The 23,772-nt window shown below is 62.4% G+C and carries 11 protein-coding genes; 3 read left to right on the top strand and 8 right to left on the bottom strand.

All coding sequences use genetic code 11. From position 1 onward, the window contains the following. Positions 1-138 precede the first annotated feature (138 nt). Positions 139-1,032, top strand: coding sequence for a sugar phosphate isomerase/epimerase family protein (locus NKJ04_RS30570; RefSeq protein WP_352679370.1), 894 nt, complete (start codon positions 139-141; stop codon positions 1,030-1,032). 235 nt (positions 1,033-1,267) lie between these two features. After that, a complete protein-coding gene (locus NKJ04_RS30565) occupies positions 1,268-1,621 on the top strand; it encodes a cupin domain-containing protein (RefSeq protein ID WP_127266678.1) in 354 nt (117 codons plus the stop codon). Positions 1,622-1,834: 213 nt separating this feature from the next. Here NKJ04_RS30565 and NKJ04_RS30560 read toward each other — a convergent pair whose 3' ends face one another. Next, complete coding sequence (locus tag NKJ04_RS30560; protein ID WP_245486236.1) at positions 1,835-2,395, bottom strand: cytochrome b; 561 nt, start codon at positions 2,393-2,395, stop codon at positions 1,835-1,837. Positions 2,396-2,717: 322 nt separating this feature from the next. Here NKJ04_RS30560 and NKJ04_RS30555 point away from each other — a divergent pair, with 322 nt between their 5' ends. After that, the gene (locus NKJ04_RS30555; RefSeq protein ID WP_352679367.1) at positions 2,718-4,034 is read left to right on the top strand and encodes a tyrosine-type recombinase/integrase; all 1,317 of its coding nucleotides are present in this window, start codon (positions 2,718-2,720) and stop codon (positions 4,032-4,034) included. A gap of 162 nt (positions 4,035-4,196) precedes the next feature. Here NKJ04_RS30555 and NKJ04_RS30550 read toward each other — a convergent pair whose 3' ends face one another. The 7 genes from NKJ04_RS30550 to NKJ04_RS30520 are packed head-to-tail and all read right to left on the bottom strand — an operon-like array spanning position 4,197 to position 23,768. Further along, positions 4,197-4,856, bottom strand: coding sequence for a LysE family translocator (locus NKJ04_RS30550; protein ID WP_352679365.1), 660 nt, complete (start codon positions 4,854-4,856; stop codon positions 4,197-4,199). A gap of 36 nt (positions 4,857-4,892) precedes the next feature. Next, positions 4,893-5,561, bottom strand: coding sequence for a 4'-phosphopantetheinyl transferase family protein (locus tag NKJ04_RS30545; RefSeq protein WP_352679362.1), 669 nt, complete (start codon positions 5,559-5,561; stop codon positions 4,893-4,895). Positions 5,562-5,605: 44 nt separating this feature from the next. Continuing rightward, positions 5,606-6,631: a phytanoyl-CoA dioxygenase family protein gene (locus tag NKJ04_RS30540; RefSeq protein ID WP_352679359.1), complete on the bottom strand. Its 1,026-nt coding sequence runs from the start codon at positions 6,629-6,631 to the stop codon at positions 5,606-5,608. Beyond that, a complete protein-coding gene (locus NKJ04_RS30535) occupies positions 6,628-7,587 on the bottom strand; it encodes a TauD/TfdA family dioxygenase (protein ID WP_352679357.1) in 960 nt (319 codons plus the stop codon). Before NKJ04_RS30535 ends, NKJ04_RS30540 begins: the two co-directional genes overlap by 4 nt. After that, the gene (locus tag NKJ04_RS30530) at positions 7,584-17,243 is read right to left on the bottom strand and encodes a non-ribosomal peptide synthetase (protein WP_352679355.1); all 9,660 of its coding nucleotides are present in this window, start codon (positions 17,241-17,243) and stop codon (positions 7,584-7,586) included. Before NKJ04_RS30530 ends, NKJ04_RS30535 begins: the two co-directional genes overlap by 4 nt. After that, positions 17,236-20,679 carry a non-ribosomal peptide synthetase gene (locus tag NKJ04_RS30525; RefSeq protein WP_352679352.1) on the bottom strand — a complete coding sequence of 1,148 codons (3,444 nt, stop codon included), beginning with the start codon at positions 20,677-20,679 and terminating at the stop codon, positions 17,236-17,238. Before NKJ04_RS30525 ends, NKJ04_RS30530 begins: the two co-directional genes overlap by 8 nt. Then, complete coding sequence (locus NKJ04_RS30520) at positions 20,676-23,768, bottom strand: MupA/Atu3671 family FMN-dependent luciferase-like monooxygenase (RefSeq protein ID WP_352679349.1); 3,093 nt, start codon at positions 23,766-23,768, stop codon at positions 20,676-20,678. Before NKJ04_RS30520 ends, NKJ04_RS30525 begins: the two co-directional genes overlap by 4 nt. Positions 23,769-23,772: the final 4 nt, after the last annotated feature.

Raw genomic sequence — 23,772 nt, 5'->3', positions numbered from 1 at the left:
CGCCCCCCCCCCCCCCCCCCCCCCCCCCCCCATCAACCTCAAGCACCAACTGGGCGCCCCCCCCCCCCCAACACCCCCCCCCCGGGGGGGCGGGCGTCGCCCCCCCGCCCCCACCTCTTGTCAGCACCGGAGACGATGATGTCGCGTATTGGAATCCATTCTTTCGTCTGGTCGGCGAGCTCGGCTCAGGCAGATCTCGAGCGCACGCTGACCAACACCAGGGAGGCCGGCTTCGACCTCATCGAATTCTCCTATCTCGACCCCGCCAATGTCGACATCGGCGGGCTCGCCAGGCGCATCGCCGATCTTGGCCTCGGCGTGGCGATCAGCATCGGATTGCCTGTTGATGGCGACATTTCGAGCGCCGACAAGGCGATTGCCGCGCGCGGCGTCGAAATCCTCAACGACACCATCGCGCTGACGCGCGATCTCGGCGGCCGGAAGGTTGCCGGCATTCTCTCGACCAGCCACGGATTGCAGGTCGAGGCGCCGACGCGCGATCAATGGCAGCGCAGTGCCGGCACGCTGGCCAAGGTTGCCGAGACAGCCAAGGCGGCCGGCGTCACGCTCAACCTCGAGATCGTCAACCGCTTCGAAAGCAATCTGCTCAACACCGCCGCGCAAGGGCTGGCCTTCATCGAGGACACAGGCTCGGACAACATCTTCCTGCATCTCGACACCTTCCACATGAACATCGAGGAGGCCGATGTCGGGCTGGCCATCCGTCATGCCGCCGATAAGATCGGCTATGTCCATATCGGCGAAAGCCATCGCGGTTTCCTCGGCACCGGCAATATCGATTTCGCCGCGATCTTCGATGCGCTGACGGCTATCGGCTACAGCGACGACCTCAGCTTCGAATCCTTCTCTTCGGAAATCGTCGATGAGAACCTGTCGAAGAAGACCGCGATCTGGCGCAATCTCTGGACGGACAACATGGCGCTGGCCAAGCACGCGCGCGCCTTCATCGGGCTCGGGCTGGAGACGGCAAGGCGCAAGGCGGAACTCGTCTCGGCGCGGCACAAACCCTGACCCGCCCGTCGAGAGCCGAAGGACGCCGCGTGCGCCGCAGGGCTGGGTTTCGAACTCAGATTAACAAAAGGCCTCGTGGTAGCCGTTTTGGCAGCTTTTGTGCCGGTTTTTTTGTTCGATGCACCGTCAGCCAAGGTGCCGGCCGTTGGCGCCGGCATTGCCCGCGGCAGGTGCATCGGTTATCTGACCGGCCAGGCAAACAACGCCACGCAATCCACCAAACGGAGCCCAGCACATGACACGCGAGACAATCCTCAAATTCGGCACCGTCGAACACGCGGACGCCGGCGATCTGGCTGGCTGGATCGTCGTCGAGGGCAAGCCGACCATGCAAACCGCCGTCCAGCACACGACCGAGGACGGCAAGGTGCTGTCGGGCACCTGGCGCGCGACGCCCGGCACCTATCACGCCACCTATACCGACTATGAGTTCGTGCACATGATCGCCGGCCGCATCATCATTACGCCGGACGGCGGCACGCCGGTCGAGGTCGGCCCCGGCGATGCCTTCGTGGTGGAAGCCGATTTCAAGGGAACCTGGAAGATCATCGAGCCGGTGACGAAGCATTTTGTCGTCAGGGTTGGCTGAGGCGGATCGGCGACCCCGCGTGCGGAAAACGGTGCGGTTGCTGTCACGGCAGGACCGTATCACTGCCGCATCCCGGAGCAGGCGCGGCACGCCTGAACCTTGGCGTGTTCGTCGCTCTTGTCGCGTAGGCTAGGCGGCGCGCTATGCGGTTATCGTGGCGGGAGGTTTGTGGCGATGGCATGAGCAGCCGTCCTCATCCGCAAGCGGCATTTTCTATTCCCGCGATGCGGTGTTCGACCGGCTGAAGAACATGCTTCGCATGACGCCATCGCGCAGCAGCACGAAATGCACCAGGGCAGCCAGGATGTGAACACCGGCAAGTCCAAGCAATACCCAGACCAGCTTTGCATGGATGAGTGCGAATCCCCTTGCCGAAAGCGCGCTGACGGACGGCGCCAACGGCACAGGCAAGTTTCCGAAAAGCCGCGCGGGAGGCATGAAAGGCATTGGCCGGTAGCCCAGCCATCCCGTTATCAGGACGGCGAGAATCGCAACGTAGAGAAACATATGGAAGAAAGCCGTCGCAAACCGCATGGGCCGTGAGGCTTGCCTGACAGGGGCGCGGGTAAAGATGCGCCAGCAAAGTCTGAGGACGATGATGGCAAGGATCGTCACGCCGATCGACATGTGAAGCGGAAGCCAGTTCATCGTCGCCATACCCGGCCCGTCCATCGGCCCGAAGGCAATGGCGATTTGCGCCGCGAGCGCGATCACGGTCAGCCAATGCAACAGACGAATGCCGAAATGCCAGCGCAGGCGAGGGTTCTCCTTCACATCCGAAGCTCGACTGTTGTCAAATGCAAGAGGGCGTGATGGTTTCATCCGCTCCAGCGGGCCAATTTCGCGAAGAAGTATGGCGGCTCACCAAGTCTTTGAAAAGCGTGGTGATCCCGACAGGAATCGAACCTGTGACCTACAGATTAGGAATTTGGCAGAAGGCCTTTCCCGTTGTTTCCCAATGCCGGTCGTTGTACGATTTCGACAGTTCTAACATGCTCAAGTTGTTGTATTTTTCGTGATGCGCGGCTATCATAGCGTAGACAAACCGACAAATTAAATCAGATGCAATCACCGTACTAATTCCGTACTAAATCTCATGGCCGACCTTCGACTCCCCCTTACCGACCGCGCCGTTGCAAGCCTCCAGCAGGCGTCTTCGGGCCAATATTTTGCTCGGGACACCGACCTGCAGGGGTTCATGGTGCTCGTGGGCAAACGCAAAAAAACGTTCGTTGTCCAGGGTGATCGAATGAAGGCGGGCATGCGTCTTTCCGTCCGCATGAAGGTTGCCGAAGTCGGAGAACTCACAACGCGTGCGGCGCGGGCGAAGGCCAAGGACATCCTCGGCAAGATCGCCAACGGCGTGGACCCTCGCGCGCCGTCGCGCAAGCGGGACGGCGATGCTGAAGCGGTTGATCTGCCGTCGATCACGAACCCCACGCTGCGCACTGCCTGGGAGCGCTATCGCGACGGGCATATGAAGAACAGAGGCCGAAGCGATGGGACGATCAACAACTATCGTGACCACGTCGAGCGGCTCTTGGCCGACTGGCTTGACGAGCCTCTTTCCAAGCTCGGCGACGATCCTTCCCTGGTGACCGTGCGGCACGAGAAACTCACCAAGGAGAACGGCGCCTACATAGCCAACGGCTGTATGCGGACGCTGCGCGCCGTCTACAATCATGCTCGTAAGGCCGCCCGTACGCTCCCAGCAGACAACCCGGTCTCGGCCATAGACTGGAATGCCGAACATCGGCGCAACACCGCGCTTGGGCTTTCGGATCTCGAGGGATGGTTCACCCAACTCGCGGCATTGAAGAACCCAGTTCGGCGGGAGTTGCATTTGTTCATGTTGCTCTCAGGCCATCGCCCTGAAGCGATCAGGAAGGCGCGGGTCGAGCACGTCGACTTTCGCGCGCGTGTCCTGCACATACCCAGGCCGAAGGGTGGCGAGGTCAAGGCATTCGACATACCGCTTTCCCGAGCCATGATCCGCTGTCTGGTTCGCGTCATGCGCATTGGAAAGGCTCTCTATGGCGAGCAATCGCGTGAATGGCTGTTTCCCACCGAGAGCGAAAGCGGCCACATCATCGAGCACAAGCAGAAACGCAGCGATCTGTCGAAATGGGGGAATGACCTGCGGCAGACCTTCCGCACAATCGCCCAGGCGGCGGGCGTTGCGGAGCTTGATGTGCACCTTCTGATGAACCACTCAATCCCAGGCGTCAATGCAGGCTACATCACACGCAACAAACTGCTGAGCGATCATCTGCGCCAGCAGCAGGAAGCAATCTCACGTCGGCTGCTCGAAGCCGGTCGGTTGCGACAGAAGGACACGAAACCCCTCGCTCGCTTGTGGCCTGTGGTTCCAAGCAGGCGCCTGCTATCTAATCTGATGAGGGGGGAAGAGTAGCGGCTCGCTGCCAACAATCTGCAAAAGAGTTCGGGGGCGAGTCTGGAGAGCGTCACCACCCATCCAACTACCGGTTCAGACTTCGCTGCTGAGCGTAGCGTGCCCAATCTCCCTTAGCAGCCGCCGGTCAGGCCGAAAGGAAAGAGCGTCAGTCTAACCTAACTATATAAACGGAGCTACGATTAAAACAGCCGCAAATAGCGAGATAACCGCAGCTCCAGCTCTGCGGACAATAGGAACACTCAAACGAGTGTGCATAAGCGAGGAAGTCACAATCCAGCTTATGCTGGCTATCATGATAAGCACCATAAGGGCAAGGAAGTATTCTAGCCAAACGCCAGAATTCTGTGGCATAACCACGAGCGAAAATAATACTCCCTTTGGGTTCAATATAGTTGTAATGAATATTGAACTAAAGGTTATACTGCGACGTTCAAAATGTTTGTCTGATGGAATTCGCCACAGGTATGTAGCCACGCTAAACAAGTATAAGGCCGCAAAAAAACGAATCGCGATCGTAACAAATGGATACTCGACGAAAGTTCCGAGCAGAAGTGTTATACAAAGAATCGATATAGCATATCCTAAAACCTCAGCTGGCACGAGAACGATGGAAGCGCGAAGACCTTGGCTAGCTCCGGCAACTGCAAGAAGAGTGTTTGTAGGGCCGGGGGTCAGCAATATCAATAGCGCAAACGTGACAAACGCGATAGGATCATCCATTGCTGTAACTCCACGCGCCTTAAATTTCAGCTCTGAAAGTACTCTTAAAATATTGCGACTGATCTTGCGGCGATTCGCTTGGTAAACCCGCAAGACCATTCTCTCCGAGCTTGGGCGGCGCTGCTCGTCCGAGGCTCACCGCTCGATCCAAACTGCTGCCGCCACGTGTGTTCCGAAGCTCTCAAAGCAGCCTACGAAGGCGCGTGCTCCCTCCAACGCGGGCTTGTCCGAATGCATTAGACGCGCCTCAAATAAGCCGCGCCTCGAGTCGATCTCGACTCGGACGTCGTGGAACTCGAGGAACGAGCGTGCGGCTGGAAAGTAGGCCTTGAAGAAGGCCTCCTTCGCGACAAAGCGGAGCAAGAATGGGTTGATCGCTTCATTGGTCCCGTCGAGCGTATGCTCGTCGATGCGGCAGATTGCGGTTGCGAGCGCCGGCTCAAGCCTCGACGTAGACTCGATATCGATCCCCAGCCCCACGAGGTTGCACGTTCGCCCAACATGGGCAACACAAAGCCCGCCTGCATGGCTGATGGTCCCAAGGAAGCCCTCGGGCCAAACGGGCACTCGGTCGGCATCGGGCGGGATGCTTGCCGGCGCGCACCCGAGGCGTCCAAGCGCTTCGCGCGCCAGCCGGCGGCCGGTGGCGAACTCGTCGCGACGGCTCGCGACAGCGCGGGCAACCGGCAGTTCCTCCGCCGTGTCAAAGGCGCGCCCGGGCATGATCCGATCCACGGCAACGGCCGTCTGCTGTGGAGCGCGTGCCTCGATCCAGGCGGCGATTCGGGCGGGTTCCATGCTCATCGCAGAATTCCTCGTCGCATAGAGATGAGTATTCGGTCGGCGCCCTATTGAAAAGTATTTAGTAGATCACCAAGGGCAATGACCCGGTTTGCCGGGTTGAGGTCGGCGCCACGCACAAGGACGCTCGCGTGCTTGCGAACGTCTAGATTGGATCCATCGATCGGATCGGCGCTCGTGTGGAACGGATATACCGTCGTGTCTGAGGGCGTGAAGCGAGCGTTGATGCCCAACCGCCGGCGTTGGCTGTTGTTGGCTGATGACCCGTGCATCGTCCGTTCGTAAAAGAGTACGAAAGATCCAGCGGGCATCGGGACCGAGACGATCTCGTGCTCGCCCGGTTCAAATCCAAGCGTGGCGGCGCCTTTCTCGGCCTTAAGGCAGCCTACTACATGCGCGCGCGCCTCCTCAAGAGTTATTGATGTTGGATCGGTGCCATCGAAATAGCGTGCGGTATCAATGTCCAGCACGAGTGCGTTCGCCTGAGCGCGACGCACAAGTTCCTCGACACTAATTATTCCGATAAAGGGGTCTAGGAAGAACTCGGATCGGACAAGGGGTTCCATCGCTATTGGGAACCTGCGGCGGTGAGAACCGCGGGCGAATCGGACCGGCCCCATGTCGGGCTCGACATCGTCAAGCGCGACCCACACCGTCAAATTCCAGGGACGGTCTCTACGGCTCGACACCGGAACGAGGGCGGGACGATCGTTGCCGATCTCCTCCCCGTTAAAGGCACCCCATTCTTGGTGCCAGCCCAAAGGACCTTCACCAGGCGGCTTACAGAAGATTTTTGAACGCCAAAGCAGCACGTTCTCGTCCAAGATCTGCGCGGCGCGGTCTACGATTGCGTCACAGGCCAGGATATCGAGCAGACGCCGCTCAACGAGGTGGTAGTCGCGCACCGAGAACCGGCCGTACAGGGGATTGGGCCGGCGCTCCGACAGAACCGCGTCGACATAGGCAGCTGCCCGCAATAGCGACCCGCGCGGGATGTCCGTTTTGAAGGGGCCGGCGAACCCGTCACGCTCAATTTCGTGGAGAACGGTTTCGCTAATCATTTCTGCGCTCATCTTTTCATCTCCCATTGGTTGAGGTCGGCCGAAAACCGACCGAGCATTACGAGGTGGCGGCGCGCGCCTCGGAATGGCGTCCGTGCATGTGACATTCGAGTGTTGTCAACGAACAGGATATCGCCAGCTTCCCAAACGAATGAAAAAGCCTCGCGGCATTGCGCGTCGTGAATTGCGACGGCCCATGGATCTGGCAGCGGCGCGCCGCTCCCTAACGTCACGTTGCGTGGCAGTACGCCGCCGCAGATCTCAGCCAGTGCCTCGCGGAGCTCTGGATCAAGAAAGGCGGGGTGATGCAGCGCAATCTGCTGAAACAGGCACACCTGTCCCCCGGCCTGCGTCAGCATGGCGCGGCGGCGGGCGTAGGTGCGCAGTACGCCAGCCGCGCACCATTCGACGTCGATCCCTTCCGCTGTGGCATGGGCGAGCACCTCGTCTGGCTCGGTCGTCCCGAAGAAGGCCTCCCAGGAGACGTCGAGCCCCGGCACGAAGTTGCGCTCGTAACGCAAGCCCTGCTCGGAGAGGGCGTCAGCAATGTCCGCGGGCAGTGAGGCGAAGGCGCTGGCATTATCTGAAAGTGGTGTCGCGCCGCCGTGCGTAGCTGGGTGCAGGCAGGCAAACACGATAAGTCGCGGGGCGAAAGCCATATGCGACGCCTCGCTATGGAAACGGATTGTTTCCGTTGGCGGATATTCGGTGGTACGAAAGACGCCCAGGCTACCGCTCTCGTGAGGAAGGTCGCCGTAGCGTTCTGTAGTCTCAATCTCGAGCGTATTGATCGCCGCCGCAAATTCCTTTGCGTCGCTAACGCCAGTGCCGCGGAGCAGCGCCCAGCCGCGCTCCTCCAGCGCGTCGAACACCCGTGCACGAAAGGCGCCCGCATGCCAGGACCCCGGCTCGAGTGCCGCCCGCAAGACAGGCACCTCGAGCGGCTGAAGGCTTGCAAGGTCGATCATGTGTGCAGCTCCTCGACGTGGGGAACAAGTGCAGCAAGTAGCCGCTTGGCGCCGTCCTCGTTGAGTGCGTCGGCTCGGAAGCTCAGCCGTCCGGCAAGGCCGCCCTCTTCGCAAGAGACGGACAGCTTGATCTGATTCCACAATGGCGAAACAGCGTGGCGGACGCCACCTGCGGAAGGCCACAGCCGCTGAACGGGAAAGGCGGTCTCGCGATACGAGAATGCGATCGCAGCCGGGTCCCTCCCGAACACCGCACCACTTGGTGTCCGGAAGAGGTCGCACATCTTGCCGGCGGCCCTGAGCGCACCCTGCGCGACATCGTCAGTCGGCTCGTCGAAGGCGATGGGGACCTCGATTGTTAGCGGACCGATCATGTCGTTACGGCAGTCATCCGGCAGGAATGGCCTGAGGCTCGCCGCGCACGCGATCACCGGCAACTGCAATCCCGTCTCGCGGCGGAGGAGTCGCGCTAGCTGACCGAGCAAGACCGCCGCCGACGTCACCCCTAGATCGGCAGCAAGTGCGCCGAGGCTCCGCGCTTCCGATCGGCTCCAGCGCCGCTCGACGACGAGAATCCGATCTGCGCCCGGCCGGGTACCGGTTTCCGGCAGGACTCCGGTTTCGGGCGCGATTGCACCGCTCACTTGTTGTGAAGCGATCGCGCACTCGTGCTCGGCCCACGACGCGTAGTCAGGGGCTATGGGCATATCGTTGCGACGCAGGGCCTCTGCGATATCCCGTAAGAGTATCTGCAGCGAAAGCGAATCGAAGGCGAAGGGGTGTGCCCGCACGACGACGTGCGATGTGTTCCCATTCTCTCCGAAGGCGGTCATCGCGAAAGGTCCGTCGCGTGACAGATCAAGCGCAGCGGCGGCTGCGGCCGACAGGTCTACCTCTTCGAACGGGTGTCGCACGAATGTGCAGGCCGCGTTTCTGGTGATCGTCCGTCCTTCGCGATCATAGCGCCGCGTCAATAGCGGATGGCGCCCTACCGCACTAAGCGTCGCTCTCTCCAAGTCCGAAATCTTGAGTGGCCTTCTCAATTTGATGGCCATCCCGATATGCGCCGGTACCGCCGGTTGCGCCGTGGTGCTGCGCAGGATAGCTGCCTGGGTCGGGCTTGGTAGGCTCGTTTCGGTGCAAGCCGGAAGGCGTGCAATACCGCCCTCGAGCGCACCCTCGGAGGCGAGGCCGGACAGCCGTGCCACCTCGTCGACCATTGCTCCGAGCCGACGCAACTCGAAGATTCGAATGATAGGGAGCGTCACGCCGAACTCCCGGCGGACGGCGGCGGCAAGCCGTGCCGCCATCAGAGAATGGCCGCCAAGCGCAAAGAAGTCCGCCTCTCTTGGAAAGGGACCATCACCGAGCAGCTCGTCCCATATGTCGCTCATCAAGGCGAATGCGAGGTCAACGTCGATGAGGAGGTTCTGTCTCTTGTCCTGTGTCGGGTCGAGCCGCTGCAACGCCTCCTCGTCAATCTTTCCGCCCGGTTTAATGGGAAGCCGATCCACGAACCTCAGCCGCGATGGCACCATATGCGCCGGCAAAAGGTTGCTGGCGTGCTGGGTCACCGCTTCGCGATAGGCGCGAGCGCGCATCCCGAGAAGCGGATCGTTGCCACCTTGTGAGCGAATCTGATCGATTGCGATGCGCGTGGCCGGCAGCGGCACAGTCGAGTTGCCCGGCCTCGAAAGCACCGCGTCGATCGCCATCGGATCGGCGCACGGCATGAGAACAAGCTCACACTCGAGCTGTCGGGCGAGGGCGAGCACATCGGTAGGATCCACGCCTTCGGCCGATAGGCGTCGATTCGGGATGCCAGCGATTCGAACGGGCCCGGTCTTGGTGCGCAGCCGCCACGACAGCCCCGCGAAGCTCTCGGCGTTCGAAAAGAATATAATTTCTTCCTGATCATCCGCTACGTCGGCGACGCGATCGTAAATAACGTCGAAGCGGTAATTTGCCAACTCGTTGTCAAGGAGCGCCTGTTTCAGGGTGATGCTAGGCGACCGCCGGAAGCCGGCCGAGCGAGCGACTTCCAAAAAAAATTCTGGCGCGAGATGTAGTTCCTCGTCGTACATTCGGGCTTCTGCGGTGAGGCGACTTCCTTCTTCATCAAGCGAGTCTATGCCGATGCGCCGGCGAACTACGTCGTCCCAGAATTGTTCCCGCAGACGGTAGTCCCGCACATCGCCGACGAATAGGCGGCCTTCCGCCGCTAGCTGCGACATGAGGCTGCGGAGCAGCACCTCGACGGCGTGAACGTCGGGAAGATATTGGAGGACTGAGTTGATGACGATGAGATCAAACGGTCCGCCCAGATCGGCGTGCGCCGCCGAGGCGGCGTCGAGACGCATCACGGTTAGGCCGTCGAGTCCCCGGCGCCGCGCTTCTTCAGCGAGATAGGTGACGGCCGCGGTGGAGCTATCCAGCGCGAGGTAGCGCTCGGCCTGCGGCGCGAGCTCGAGCGCGAGGAGGCCGAGCCCGCTGCCTATCTCAAGCACGCGCCGAAAGGGACGGCGCCGCATGATAGCAAGGACCGCGCTGAGCCAAGCGTCCATATCAATGCGCGGCAGATCTTCGCCGCTGGCGGTTTCGGTCCAGCCGGTGAAGTTTCGATTCGCATGACCCACACCACCGTAGAGTTCGTCGAAGACTTCCACCCACTTCGCGCCGTGTTCGGAAGCTGACACCGACATGCCCGCGCCGGGAACGATGCAGGCGGTGAGCGCGCCGCGCCGGTCGATGAAAGTGTGGCAGCTCTCTACGCCATCGAAACTTGAGAGCGCGCTCTCTACTTCCGCTAGCTCAACACGCATGCCGCCAATCTGTACTTGTCGATCGATGCGGCCGAGGAACTCAAGATCACCGCTCTCAAGCCAGCGCCCTTGGTCGCCGCTCTTGTACCACCGGCGCGGGCCGGCGCCGTCAGGATCAAGGACTGGAAACCGGTCGGCCGTCGCCGCCGGGTCGTCCACATAGAAGTCCGCGAGGTAGGCGCCGCCTATAGTTATCTCGCCGTGCACCCCGATTGGAGCGCGCGTGCCCGTACGGTCGAGGACGAGAATGTCCACGCCGGCGATCGGGCGACCGATGGTGACGCGCTCAGGCGGTTGGTCGTACACCGCCGTCGTGGCGTTGATAATGGCCTCGCAAGGGCCATACTGGTTGGCAAAGCGCGCGCGGGTTCGCTCGAAATGGCGCGCGGCGAGCCTTGGCGGGCACACGTCGCCGCCGGTTATTACGAGTGCGAGCTCCGGCAGGCCGCCGCTCGGCCAGCGATCGTATAACGAAGCAAGGACGGCGGGGATTGCATCAAGGACGGTGACCCTCTCCGTCACAAGTAGCTTGCCGAGCAGAGCGCCATCTCCGAGCACATCGAGCGGCAGGAAGACGATTGTCGCGCCCCGCGTGATAGGCCAGAACAGGGACGACAGGCCGCCGTCGTAATTGAACGTGTAGCAGTGGGCAAAGCGCGTCCCGAGTGCGAATTCGCCGAAGAGGAGGTCGTTGGCCTGCAGTCGGGCAGCGAGTGCGGCCTGCGCGATCTGCACGACCTTCGGAGCGGCTGTCGTTCCTGAGGTGAATGTAGCATAAGCGGCATCCCTCGGCTCGTTGCGCGGCGGGATCACGCTCGCGCCTGGCGGAGCCGCGTCGTCGACGCAGATGATCGAAAAGCGAACCCCGGCCGGGGGCGCTAGGTTCGGTGTGCAAAGGCATCCGATTAACCGCACCGTCCGCGCGAGCAGATTGAGCCGCGCCGTTGGCAGGCTGGGATCAAGGTAGAACGGAACTGCTCCGATCCACTGCGCAGCGAAGTATCCGACGGCGACGAGCGGCCCACGCGGCAGCAGGAGGCCTATGCGATCACCGGCGGACACGCCCGCTCTTGCCATCTCGCCGGCCATCGCGCTGATGCGATCAGCGAACGTGCCGTAGGTAAGCGTAGGTCCGATCCCCTCAAACGCGACAAGCTCGGGCTGGCGCTGAGCGATCGAAAGCACACGGGAGAGCGGAGTGTCGGTCGGCGGCGTTACGAGCGCCGGCCCGCGCGAGAAGTAGGTAAGCGTGTCGCATTCTTCCTTGGGTAGGAGAGGTGCCTCCCACAGCCGCGTCTGCGGACGTGCGAGCAACTCATCAATTAGCTTTAGGAAGCGCTGGACGATCCGCCCAGCAGTGCAGTCGTGGAAGAGGTCGGTAGAATATTCCAGCTCGCCTCGAAATTGGTTGGCGTCGTCCCACATCTCAAGGCTTAGGTCGAACATCGCCCCCGTAGGGGGAAGCCGCACGCGGTCAGCCACCAAGTCGCCGAGGCGCAGGGGTTCACTCGGCGTCGTCTGCATGGCAAACAGAACTTGGAAGACAGCCTGGTAGTCAGAGCGCCGGTCGACATCAAGGCGCTCCACCAAGAGTTCAAACGGAACGTCCTGATACTCGTTCGCCTCGATGAGCGCCTGCCGCATGCCTGCGGCGTGCGACGCGAAGGTCGCGCCTTCGTCGATCCGGCTGCGTATGGCGAGCGCGTTGACGAGAAAGCCGACGAGCGGCTCGGCTTCAATGCAATTCCGATTCGCGCTGACGGTACCGATGACAATATCGTCTTGCTGCGACAGCCGATGCAGGAGGGCCGCGTAAACGGTCAGAAGAGTCATGAACGGTGTGGCGCCCGTGCGGCTCACATACTCCCGGACAAGCTTCGACTGCCTGGACGACAATGCGAAGGCGATCTTCTCTCCACGCCATGTTCGCCGAGGCTGTAGAGCCTTATCGTACGGTAGTGGCAGCATCGGCTTCGCGTTTCGAAGCCTCTCCACCCAGTATCGCAGCCCGCGCTCGTAATAGCCCGCCCGCTCCCGTTCCCGTTCGTTCGCCACGAGGTCGTAATAATCGAATCTCAGGGGCGCGGGTCCCGCGCCATCAGGATCGCGACGTGCTGCATAAAACGCCCCGAGATCGCGAGTCGCGATCAGCATGGACCAGCCGTCGCAAACAATGTGGTGAGCGACGAAGCCGAGAAGGTGGTCGTGGTCCCCTAGAGACAGTAGAAGCACCCGGGCGACCGGCCCGCGCGCGAGATCGATGCGGAGAGATCGCGCGTGCACCAGCGCCTCAACCGCCGCCTCGATTGATTCAAAGCAGCCCAGTTCCTCCATCGGCCCCTCGCCCGGCGGCCGGATCGTCACGACGGGCTCTCCGTTGCGATCGTGGAAGGTGGTGCGCAGCGGCGCGTGGCGGGCGAATAGATCCGCGACCGCTGCTCTGAGCGCTACCAGATCGAGCCTGCCGCTGAGGCGTACGGCATGCGCGACGTTATACACAGGCATGCCGGTCCCAAGACGCTCGATGAACCAGAGCCGACTCTGACCGAATCCGACCTCGGCCGTCGCAGGGTCCGGTCGCGGAAGCAGCACCTGCCGCGACCCCGTCTCCTCGCCGTTTGTAGCGCGGAGCGCAGCCGCAAGGGTGACCGGCGTCGGCGCGTCGAACAGGAGACGAAGTGGGATGGTGCGCCTCAGTCGGCCCTCAAGCCTCGCCCGAGCCTGGGTCGCCAGAAGCGAATGCCCACCGAGAGCAAAGAAGTCATCCTCAAGGCTAAACTGGCGCCCGAGCACCTCCTCGAATGCGCGGGCGATGGTATCCTCAAGGCTCCCGCGCAGCGGAATCCGATCGGCCCTTCGCAAGTGGTCTCGCGCCAGTTGGCGGAAGGTCGCTACAGCCCGCTTGCCGTTTTGCTCCATCGGAAGCCGCGGCAGAGCAACGATGCGGGCCGGAATCGCGGATGTCGCGAGCCGTGTGCCAAGGGCGGCTCTAAGCGTGTTGGCGAGGCCGACAAAGCGTCGCCAGTTGGCGACCTCGCCCGATTTGGCCGATTCGCGCTCGCGATAGCCTGCAGTGTGGCAAACGGCTACTAGGCTAGCCTTGCGCCCGATCGCAATCAAATCAACGCGAAGAGGATCGGCGCTCGGTCTGGCGATCAGGCGCTGCCGCGGCGTGATACGTCGGTTAGGAAGGGCGCCATCAGCTAGGCTACCTTCGTCCTTGATGATGGCATCGAACCGCATCTGGCTCGGCGCCGCGCGCAGCGCCCTGAGGAGCCGCGCCTCGTCGGCGAGAGCGGCGTTCGAGCAAGTCTCGATCGGAGCGACCGGAGCGGGACGCGCTTCGTCGCGCGAGTCGCGCGCCAACGTCACGTCGTAGCGGAACCTTGCGATCTCGCTCACTCCGGTGGCAGTCTTGGTCTCGATAAGCGGAGGCGCGAAGCCGTTACGCACCGCCCATGAGGCGAAGAATCCTGGGTGCAGGCGCATCTCAGCATCGTTGAGTTTATCAATGTCGAGCGCTATCGAGACTGCGCCACAGCTCTCGTCGCCCCGCATCCGCGACCGCGTCCGCCAGAGGGAAACCAACTCGTCAAATTGCGCGTTGCGCACATCGCCGACGAAGAGGAATCCTTCGTCTGACAGTGAGCCGGCGAGCCGGGTGAGCAGGTCGTCAAGTGTCGAGGAGTTCCCGAGATATTGCACTACGGAATTTAGCACGATTGCATCAAATCTTCGACCCTGCGGGTCAAAAGCGGCGATCGGGCTTACCTCAAGCGTAGCATGCCTCAGGCCAAGATCCGCAGCGTGAGCGCGGGCATAAGCGACTGCGCTCTCGGAGAAGTCGATCCCGTGGTAGGACTCGCAAGCAGCGGCAAGACGAACGCCAAGGGTCCAAACGCCGCTGCCCAGCTCCAGGACGCGCCGCGGTCGCCAGCACAGGATGCGGTCGGCCGCGGACTCGACACTACGTAGGACCTCGTCGTCCGGGAGGGGCCGGCGCCCGGCGCTGTCGATCCAGCCGTGCGTGTTGAAGGCTGGCGACACCGTGGGATCGATCGTCTCGTAGGCGGCGTCGAACACGGCCCGCCAAGCCTCGGTGTCGCCGGCGTCCAGATCAGAAGCCGGGTCAAGCGCACGCACTACGCCTGGTGTCACGAATGCAATAATGCCTGCTCCCTCGACGTACTCGGCATGGGCATCCCCTACCCAGGCGTGCTCGCGTAGGGCAGCTTCGATGGCGCTCGGCTCAATGCGTACGCCTCGAAGCTTGAGCTGGCGATCGGCCCGACCGTGAAAGACGACCTCGCCGTCGTCCCTCAAATGCGCGAGATCACCAGTGTCGTACCAGCGCCCCTCTGGGTTCTCCCCGAACATGGCATCGCCGAGGGTCGGATTGCTATAACCCAGGGCTACGCCTTGTCCCGACACACGCAGAATCCCAATTGCAGGTCGCGGCACTACTTGCCCGTCGCGAACGATCGACAGAGTCGTATTTGGTATTGGCCGGCCGAGCGGCAGGGGGCCGTCCGGCTCGTAGCCGTTTGCCTCGTGGAAAGCGCAGTCCACAGTGGCTTCGGTGGGGCCGTAGACATTTAGCAACCGCAGGGCGTTGGCAGCGAGTACCGTGCTCGCGAGCCGTGCAGGAAGCGCCTCGCCACCGCACATGATAGCCTTTAATGACGACGGGAAGGGGCCGGCCTCGGAGAGGAGCGCGAGCTGCGAGGGAACGCAGTGGAATATCGTTACCCGCGCCTCGTGAAGAAGTTGCGAGAGGCTGCGCATATCCTTTTCTGTATCGGGAGGTGCAATCCGAAGCGTTCCGCCAGCGACGAGGATCGGAAACAGCTCGCGGCAGACCGCGTCGAAGCCAATGGGCGTCTTCCAAACTGTGCGATCTTCACAGCCCAGCCCGAGAGTGTCGACGATCCACGCCGTGACGTTGACAAGGGCCCGGTGTTGAACCACCACGCCCTTAGGTATGCCCGTCGTCCCAGAGGTATGGATCAGGTAGCAGGGTGCATTGAGATCTGGCCAATCGAGACACCGGTCGGGCGCCGCGGCGGCGCTCGCGAGGTCCGGCGGGGCTAATCGCGGCAAGGCAGCGATCGCCGTTTCTGCAATGACAGCCGTTACCGAGGCTGTGAGCATTCGCATGTAGGCATCAGGGAGATCAGGATCGATTGGGCACCAGGCAATTCCGACGCGCATTGCGGACAGGATAGCCACCAGTAACTCAGCGCTCCGAGGCAGACAGACGGCTATGACACCCTGCGGCGGCAGGCCGGCATCGGCGAGGCGGAAGGCATACTCGTCTACGAGCCGGACTAAGTCGCGATACGTGATCGAGCGATTTGTGTCCTCAAGTGCGACGGCGTGAGGCGTGGCTCGGGCGCATTCCGCGAGGCGCTCGGGAATGCTGCGGACTAGCCATTCCGGGCGAGCCTCGCCGCGTGTTACGCTTGCCGGCCCGACGCGGCTTTCCGCCAAATCGATCGCCGGCTGCGCGCCGTTGGCTAAGCCGCGGGCGAGAATGTCGAGCATGTGCGCGCGCACATACGCCGCATCATCGTCTGACAAACGGTCGGAAGCGTATTCGAGTTCAAAAGTCAGATCGTCCCGAGTTTCCGTCACAAATAGCGTGATCGGGAACTTGGCCGCGCCTTCACGAATCCGCGACACCTCGATCTCCAGTCCCTCGATCGCGAACAGGGCGGTCGGCGCGTTCTGTACGACGAAGAGGGCGGTGAGTGGCGCGTCACCGGCAGCGGCGTTCGCCAAGCCACCGCGCGCGATAACCTCGTCGAAAGGAGCCCGCCCGAACGCCTGTACGTCCGCGAGCTCATGCATCGCCTTGTCGACGAGCCTATCGAAGCTGAGCCCGGGCTCGGTGGGGGAAGGAATCGCGACCGTGTTGGCGAAAAAACCGACGGTATCCGCCATGTCTTCGTTTCGGTTAGCGGTGACCACGCCGAGAAGATACGCGTTCTGATGGGCAAGCGTCGCCAGGGCGCCAGTATAGGCAGCGAGCGCGATGGCTGAGAGCAACGCACCGCGACGGCTCTGATAGCGGCGCACGGCATTCGCAAGTGCCAAATCTAGGACGAATATGAGATGCCCGGCGGGACTACCCTGCGCCGCTGGTCCCGTGAATGGCAGCCGAAGATGGGCCGGAATCCCGTCGATCTTCGCAAGCCAATGGTCGATTTGCGCTTCGACGGCGGCGGAGTTGCGCAGCTGCCATACGGAGTAGTCGACATACTGCAGGGGCTCCGGGAGCCTCGGCGCGAGTTCTCCCAACCCTGCCTTAGAATAAAACGCGCAAAAGTCCCTGACGACAACTGAGTGCGACCATCCATCGCCAATTATGTGATGTATCACCACTAGCAGGTGATGATATCGCGGGCCGAGACTAAGCAGACGAAAACGCGCAAGGGGGCCTGCCGTCACCGAGAACGGAATTCGGGCGAACGCACGTGCTGCGGCCTCCGCTGCTCCCTCGCGTTCAACCGCGGAGAGCGTGCTGAGGTCGAGCGCATCGAACTCCACGCGACCGTTTGCTTCGACCAGTTGCCAAACCCCATCTGCATCACTGCAGAACACGGTTCGGAAAGCGTCATGCCGGGCGACACAGGCCGCAATCGACTTGGCAACCAGGTCCGGATGGAGGTCGCCGCGGATGGCGAGGCGATAAGTCATGTGGTAGCTGCAATCGCGGGGGTTCTCTGCGGCTAAGAACCATAGGCGCGCTTGTTCCCGCGAAGCCGGAGCACGATACGTCCCATCTGTGCCTACGGCTCGCAGGACCGACGCGATGAAAGTCGTCTCAGCCATTGGGAACATGCCTTGGGCGCTGGGCGCGAGACACGGCCATGTCCAGTTCCCCCACCAAAGGCGCGGAGGCAAGCCGACGCGCGAAACCAATCACAGTAGGGTTAGCGAAAAAGTCTTTGATGGTCAGCGACCTGCCGAACTCCCGGTTGGCGCGCGCCACGAATCTGACCGCATTGAGTGAGTGGCCCCCTTGAGCAAAGAAGCTCGTCGAGGGAGAAACGGTGATATCTCCAAGTAATTCCTGCATGAGCCGTAGAACCGCCTGCTCCTGAGGGGAAAGAACGACCGGATTTGGCTCTATGAGCGAAGTGATCTCAAGCGCCTTGCGGTCGATCTTGCCGGTCACCAGCCGGGGCAGCCGCTCTCGCACGACGATCGTGGCCGGGATCATCGCGACAGGCAGACGTTCCAAAAGCGCGGCGCGCAAGTCGTCTGCGCCAAGCGGCGAGTGCCCCGGCCGCGGCTCTACAAAAGCGATCAGATGGCCGGGCCCTTGTCCCGCGCGATGGAGAACGGCGGCTTGGGCGACATGGTCCACGCCCAGTAGCACGTTTTCGATCTCATCTAGCTCCGTCCGCAAGCCGCCAATTTGAACCTGGCGATCTCGGCGGCCGCGAAATAAGATTGACCCGTCCGGCTGCAGGACGCCGTAATCGCCGGTCAGAAAGGCATCCGTGTCGACCTCGAAACCCAGCTGCCGTGCAGGCCAGAAACATTGCCGCTTCGGCGCCGTCGCATCGGTCGGGTCCGGCCAGTAGCCGAGCCCGACCGCGCGGCCAGCAATCGCGATCTCGCCTTCGCGGCCTGCGGGCACAGGACACAGGTGCTCGTCAAGTATGGCGAGGCTTACATTTTGGATCGGCCAGCCGATCGGAACGACTGATGCGGCCTGCCCGACGCGTACGTCCTGAGCAGTCACATCAACGGTACATTCCGTCGGACCGTATACATTGTAGAGCGCGCAATGTGGCAAGAGGCGGGAATGATCGGCGGCGAGCGTGGCGTCCAGGTTTTCGCCACCACACATGACGACCCGCAAGGCCGGGAGGGCCCCCTCCGGGAGGCACTCTCGGCGCACCTGCTCGATGACAAGCAGTAGATCCCGTTGCAGAGTCGGAGTGGCATGGAGCACGGTCGCGCCGCTGCGATGTAGCGCGCGCAGCAGAGCGGCCGTGTCCGCTGCCTCAGCGTCCTCGACAATTTCGAGCCGCGCACCAACGGCCAAGGGCGCTATAGTCTCGCGGAAACTGGCGTCAAATGAAGGTGACGTCTTGCAGAGGATCACATCCTCGCACGTCAGGGCTAGGTAGCGGCCGAGCCAATCGCAGAAATTGGCGAGCTGCGCGTGCCCGCCGAGAACGCCCTTAGGACGACCGGTTGAGCCAGAGGTGAAAAGTAGATAAGCCGCGTCTCCCTCCTGCAGGTGCGCCAACCGGCGGTCCCAAGCGGCTGCGGCGTCGTCCGCGAGACCGGCTGGGACCAGCACCGGGACATTGCCTGCAAGGCGCTGCGCTCGTCCCCGAAGCTGATCACTGGCAAGGATCGCGCCAGGACGAGCTTGCGCTAGGATGGAGTTCAAGCGCGCGTCTGGATTAGATATATCGAACGGAGTAAACACGGCGCCGACGAGCATCGAGCCCAGCATTCCAGCAATCGCCTCCGGGCCTCGCGCCTGCAGCGCGCATACTCGGTCCCCCTTGCCGATATCGAGGCGCGCAAGATCCTCGGCAACTCGCGCCGCAGCTGAGCAGAGTCGGCGATAGGTCCATGTTTCGCCCGAGCCTTGCAAGGCAGGCGCCTCTGGCGTGCGTTTCGCCACACTCGCAATGTCAAGGAGCGGTGAACGGCCGTGGGCAACCCGCGCCCCGTGTGCTATTGCTCCGCGGTCAACCTGGGCTCGCACGGCGATCGGTCGCGTCGGATCAGCGGCGAGTTCCGTCGCAATTTCAAGGAAAGTCTGCGCGAACCCCTCTATCGTCGCCGCGTCGAACAGCACCGACGCGTACTCGATCTCCAGATGGATATCCCCGTCTCCGTCAGCGACCGCGAGGCCACCTCTCGCGTCGGTGAAGAACATTGTTAGATCGAGCTTGGCCGATCCGCTGAACAACGGATCGATTGAGGCCGTCAGTTCGCCCATTCGCACACCGCGGGCCGGGACGTGCGAGACGAACATGAACTGGAAGAGCGGGTGCTTGTCCACTCGCCGCTCGCCGCCTAACGCTTGGACAATTTGGTCAAAGGGAATATGGACGTCCGCGAGGGCGCTCAACCTCTCCTGGTGGAAATCGGCGAGGAACGCCGCAAAGGTCGGGCTGTGAGAGAAATCGACCCTCAGCGGCAGCCAATTCACGAAAAACCCGAATGTGTCCTCGAAGCTCTTATCTGGCCGATCCGAAGCCGCCATCCCTATCACAAACCGATCTGTCCCGCTTGTGCGAGCGAGTGTGAGCGCGAAAACGCCGGTCAGGAGTGTTCCGATCGTGCAGCGTAGCGATACCGCGCGAGAACGGAGGCACCGCCCAAGCTCTAGGTCGAGACCGAAGGCGAGCCTCCCCCCAGCGCTGCCGCCCACTTCTCGTTGCCGTCGCGATTCAAACGGAAACTGGATCGGATGGCAAAAACCTTCGAGGCGCGCACGCCAGGCCTCCAGTGAAACCTTTGCTGCGGACGTCCGACACGCGGCGCGTTGCCGGCGGGCGTAGTCGGCGTAGCTGCCGGGGCCTGTGCAGGGTGCGGAGACAACCCCATTGCGATCTCCGGTGAGTAGCGCAGACGCTGCGCGTAGGCTGCGAACGAGCGACCACCCGTCGCACGCGTAATGGTGCAGGGCCACCACCAACTCGTGATGCTCAGAGCTGAGGCGCACGAGAGTCCATGATACTAGCGGCGGGCGCTCTAGATCGAATCGTGTTCGGGAGATGGCATCTCGCAGAGCCCTCAGCGTGTGCGATCGGCTCGGCTCGGGCAGATCGCTGAGGTCGCACACGGGCAGATCGAGTGCGGCGCGGCGTCCGACGACCGAGACATCAACGTCGTCGATCCGAGCGAGGCAGGTTCGCGACGCGGGATGAGAGTTGGCGACTTCCGAAAATGCGCGCGCGAGGCGCCCGGTCTCGCAGCGACCCGTCACTACAACCGTCGCCGTGACGTTATATGCCGTGCTAAGGGGGTCTAGTCGGTCGATGAAGGCGAGGCGGCTCTGACCGTATGACGCGAGATAGAGCGTGCCCTCCGCTTTGTGGGGGAGTTCTGCGGCGTCATCCTCCGCGGCGGCTATGAGGTCCACGATCACGGGCTTGAGATCTCTCACCCGTCCGACGACCTCGCTAGGCAGTTCTGCAATCGCGCCGGTTAGCACTAAGCCGCAATCGCCTCGGACACGCAGATCCACACCGTGATTCTCCAGGCTGGCAAGAACCTCCGGAAGTGTCATAGGACGATCTCCGCAGTGGGCAATTGCGGCGCTAGTAGGTCCTTGGGAGCGCGCTCAATCGCTTGCAAGATGACGCGCGCCACGTCCTCAAGGCATTGCGCATCCATAAGCGGCGCCAGCCCGACCTCTATATGGTATTTCTCAAGAAGAGCATTGCGCAGCTCCAGCGCCATGACAGAATCGAAGCCGATGTCGTAGAGATTAGCTGAGGTATCGACCTCCGCAGATGGAATCTCGAGGATTTCGGCGACTTCGTGTCGGATGCGGTCGAGCACGTTTTCTAGCGTCGACGAGCGTTCAAGCCCTGCCTGCGTTGGCGGGTGCGGTGCCACACTGTCGGTTTCCGCGCCGACGCGCGGCGTTGTGGCGCGGACGTGGTTGCCCGGCGCAGAGATTACGATGTCGTCAAACTCGCATGCGAGTGCCAAGCCTACAGCACGCAACGCCACGGTGGGATCAAGTGTTGCAATGCCGCGCGCGGCGAGCGATGCAGCCACGCCGGGTTTTCTGGCCATGCCGAGGTCGCGCACGGGATCAAGCGCGAGTGTCCGGATTGCGAGCCCCGTCCTCTGGCGCAGATGATTGGCGGCCGCCATCGCGGCCGCATTGGCTGCGGCGTAGGCGGCCTGACCGGTGGCGCCTAACAGGCCCGCGCTGCTCACGAACAGGACGAGCAACCCTTTCGCACCCAACCGCAAAGCGATGTCGCCTAGCGCGAGGAGGCCATCCAGCTTCGGGCAAAAGGCGGCAGCAATGGCCTCGACATCCGCGAGATCTTCCACGTCGACACCTGCGAGGTGAAAGATCGTATCGAATGGAAGGCGGAGTGCCTCGTGCGATACCTCCCCGAGCATTGAGACGTCAGCCCGGATATCGACGAGGTGCGCCTTTCTTACTTGCGCGTCGCCGTGATGTCGCCGGCCGCTACGACTCAATGCAACTACCTTGGAGCAGCCATCCTCGACCAGCCAGTCAATTAGCAGTCCCCCAAGATCGCCGTGGCCGCCCGATACGAGCGTCCGCCCAACGGGCCTTACGTCGCGATGTGCGGACGCTGCTAAGACGGGGACGAGGTTAGGCGCGATGAGAGCGCCGTGGCGTGCAGCTGCCATCGTCACGGCGTCCTGAGCCGCGAATAAGCGCAGCATCTGCGCTTGTTCAAGGGGTGACGCCATAGGCGAGACGTCCAGCACCCGCACCGGCACGCGACCTGGGGCGGAGATTACCGATCCTGCGGCGGCCCACGCCGCCGCTGCGGCCGGATCGGGGAGGAAGTCGTCGCCCGCGAAGGCGTGCGCGCCTCGCACCAGGACCACAATGGGGATCATTCCCCCCTGGTCGCGCAGCCGCTGGATTTGCACGAGCGTCCGCAATGTGGCCTCGCGCGGTGCTTCAAGGTCCCCGTACTGCCAAGATCCCCGTTGCGGGACAACAAGCTCACGCGACAGCCCATGCCCGGAGCACGCCTCCAGCGCGTTCGCAAGGGATGCCTCCATTGCCTCGTCAGCACACCAGACAGTCCACGAAACAGGCGGCGGGTCTGCGGGTAGGCCGAGGGGACTCCATTCGAGTCGCCGCAAAGTGGTGCGCGCTTGTGTTGTTCGAGGGTCTCCATTCGTCAGGGGCAGCCGTTTGAACGTCACCCGCTCCAAGACGGCGACGGGGGCGCCAGCCTCTGTAACCACTGTCATGTCGAACTCGGCTTTGTCAGCATCGCGAGACCGCTCTCGTGCGGTGACATGATAACGATCGGCGCGGGCGCCCGTGAGATGTAGCCGGCCGATGCCGATCGGTAACGCGAGTGGACGCATGCTACCACGCAGCGCCGGTCTGAGTGCAAACGCATGCGCGGCAGATACGATGGCATCTATCAGGATCGGATCCGATGTTGCCATGGCGTCTGGCATCGCCAGCGTGACCTCGGCGCGATGGTCAAGAAGGGTGATTTCTTCGATGCGCTGGAAGGCCGGTCCGTAGTGACCGCCGATCGATTCGATATAGTGGTAGAAGTCGGCGCCGCTATAGCGTTGTACAGCCTCGGTTCCGTGCTGCGGGCAGATCGCCGCCGTGGAACGTAGAGCACGCAAGCGCAAACGCGCGACAAATTCGGCAAGGGCCGGCAATCCGCTTGCGACAGTCTCGAAATCTTCGACGAAATCGAGAAGGCAGGCTATCTCGTCGACGCCAATGCTCTCAAGCCGCGCCACGAGGCTTACTCCTGCGTCGATCGAGCCGACCAGAGAGAGGCGCTCGAAAAGGCGTTCGAACTGGGTCGCCGCGATCTGCTGTGCCTGGGCCTCCGTAAGTTGTTCAGCGCCGCGGATGTCGATGAGGTGCCTGTTGTGGAGTACGCTCTCAACGTATGGGTCGCGCGCGCGCGCGCGCGCCTCGCCGCTACTCCCAGCGAGGTGTGTGTGTAGCATCACGGTGACGATTCCCCCACTCGGATCGAGGCCGGCCGCTGCCCTTGCCTTGCGGTAGTCTGCAATGCGCGCGCGGAGGGGGTCAAAGCCGAGATCGACGAGGTACGTGAGGAGGTTCGCGCCTAGGGCACCCGCGAGCTTGAACGTCTCAGGATTGCGCGCCGCGGTAATCCACAGAGGCAACTCGGACTGAAGCGGTCGCGGTCGGGTGCGTATCTCAACTCGTCGTCCGTTGCCTGCGAGCCGATCGATAGCTTCGCCGCGCCAGAGGTGTCGTACGTCCGCCGCGCGCTCCACGAGAACACGATGGCGGTCCGCATATAGATCGGGTGCGAGGGCGAAGTCCTCAGCGCGCCAACCCGGCGCCAAGGCGATGTCGACCCGACCTCCTGATAGATTGTCGACGACACTCCACTCCTCGACGATGCGGAGCGGATCATGGAGAGGAGCCACGACGCTCCCTGCTGCAAGCCGAATCGTCTTCGTACACGACGAGAGTGCCGCGGCTAGGACCGCAGGGTTTGGGTGGACTGCACCGAAGTCGACGAAGTGGCGTTCGGGCAGCCAGATCCGCGTCATCTTTTCAGCGTCAGCCATGCGTGCCACATCGCCTATGTGGCCATAGACTGCGGCGGCGTCGGTGCCGGAGCTGGTGGAAAAGAACATCACG

It is taken from the genome of Mesorhizobium sp. M0618 (assembly GCF_040320765.1).
Classification (GTDB): domain Bacteria; phylum Pseudomonadota; class Alphaproteobacteria; order Rhizobiales; family Rhizobiaceae; genus Mesorhizobium.
The sequence above is the reverse complement of the archived record's forward strand: the minus strand, read 5'-3'. Positions and strand labels throughout refer to the sequence as shown.

Coding starts and splice junctions, on each gene's coding strand:
- NKJ04_RS30570 (WP_352679370.1), top strand. CDS start 139: ATGTCGCGTATTGGAATCCATTCTTTCGTCTGGTCGGCGAGCTCGGCT.
- NKJ04_RS30565 (WP_127266678.1), top strand. CDS start 1,268: ATGACACGCGAGACAATCCTCAAATTCGGCACCGTCGAACACGCGGAC.
- NKJ04_RS30555 (WP_352679367.1), top strand. CDS start 2,718: ATGGCCGACCTTCGACTCCCCCTTACCGACCGCGCCGTTGCAAGCCTC.
- NKJ04_RS30550 (WP_352679365.1), bottom strand. CDS start 4,856: ATGGTCTTGCGGGTTTACCAAGCGAATCGCCGCAAGATCAGTCGCAAT.
- NKJ04_RS30545 (WP_352679362.1), bottom strand. CDS start 5,561: ATGAGCATGGAACCCGCCCGAATCGCCGCCTGGATCGAGGCACGCGCT.
- NKJ04_RS30540 (WP_352679359.1), bottom strand. CDS start 6,631: ATGAGCGCAGAAATGATTAGCGAAACCGTTCTCCACGAAATTGAGCGT.
- NKJ04_RS30535 (WP_352679357.1), bottom strand. CDS start 7,587: ATGATCGACCTTGCAAGCCTTCAGCCGCTCGAGGTGCCTGTCTTGCGG.
- NKJ04_RS30530 (WP_352679355.1), bottom strand. CDS start 17,243: ATGGCTGAGACGACTTTCATCGCGTCGGTCCTGCGAGCCGTAGGCACA.
- NKJ04_RS30525 (WP_352679352.1), bottom strand. CDS start 20,679: ATGACACTTCCGGAGGTTCTTGCCAGCCTGGAGAATCACGGTGTGGAT.
- NKJ04_RS30520 (WP_352679349.1), bottom strand. CDS start 23,768: ATGTTCTTTTCCACCAGCTCCGGCACCGACGCCGCCGCAGTCTATGGC.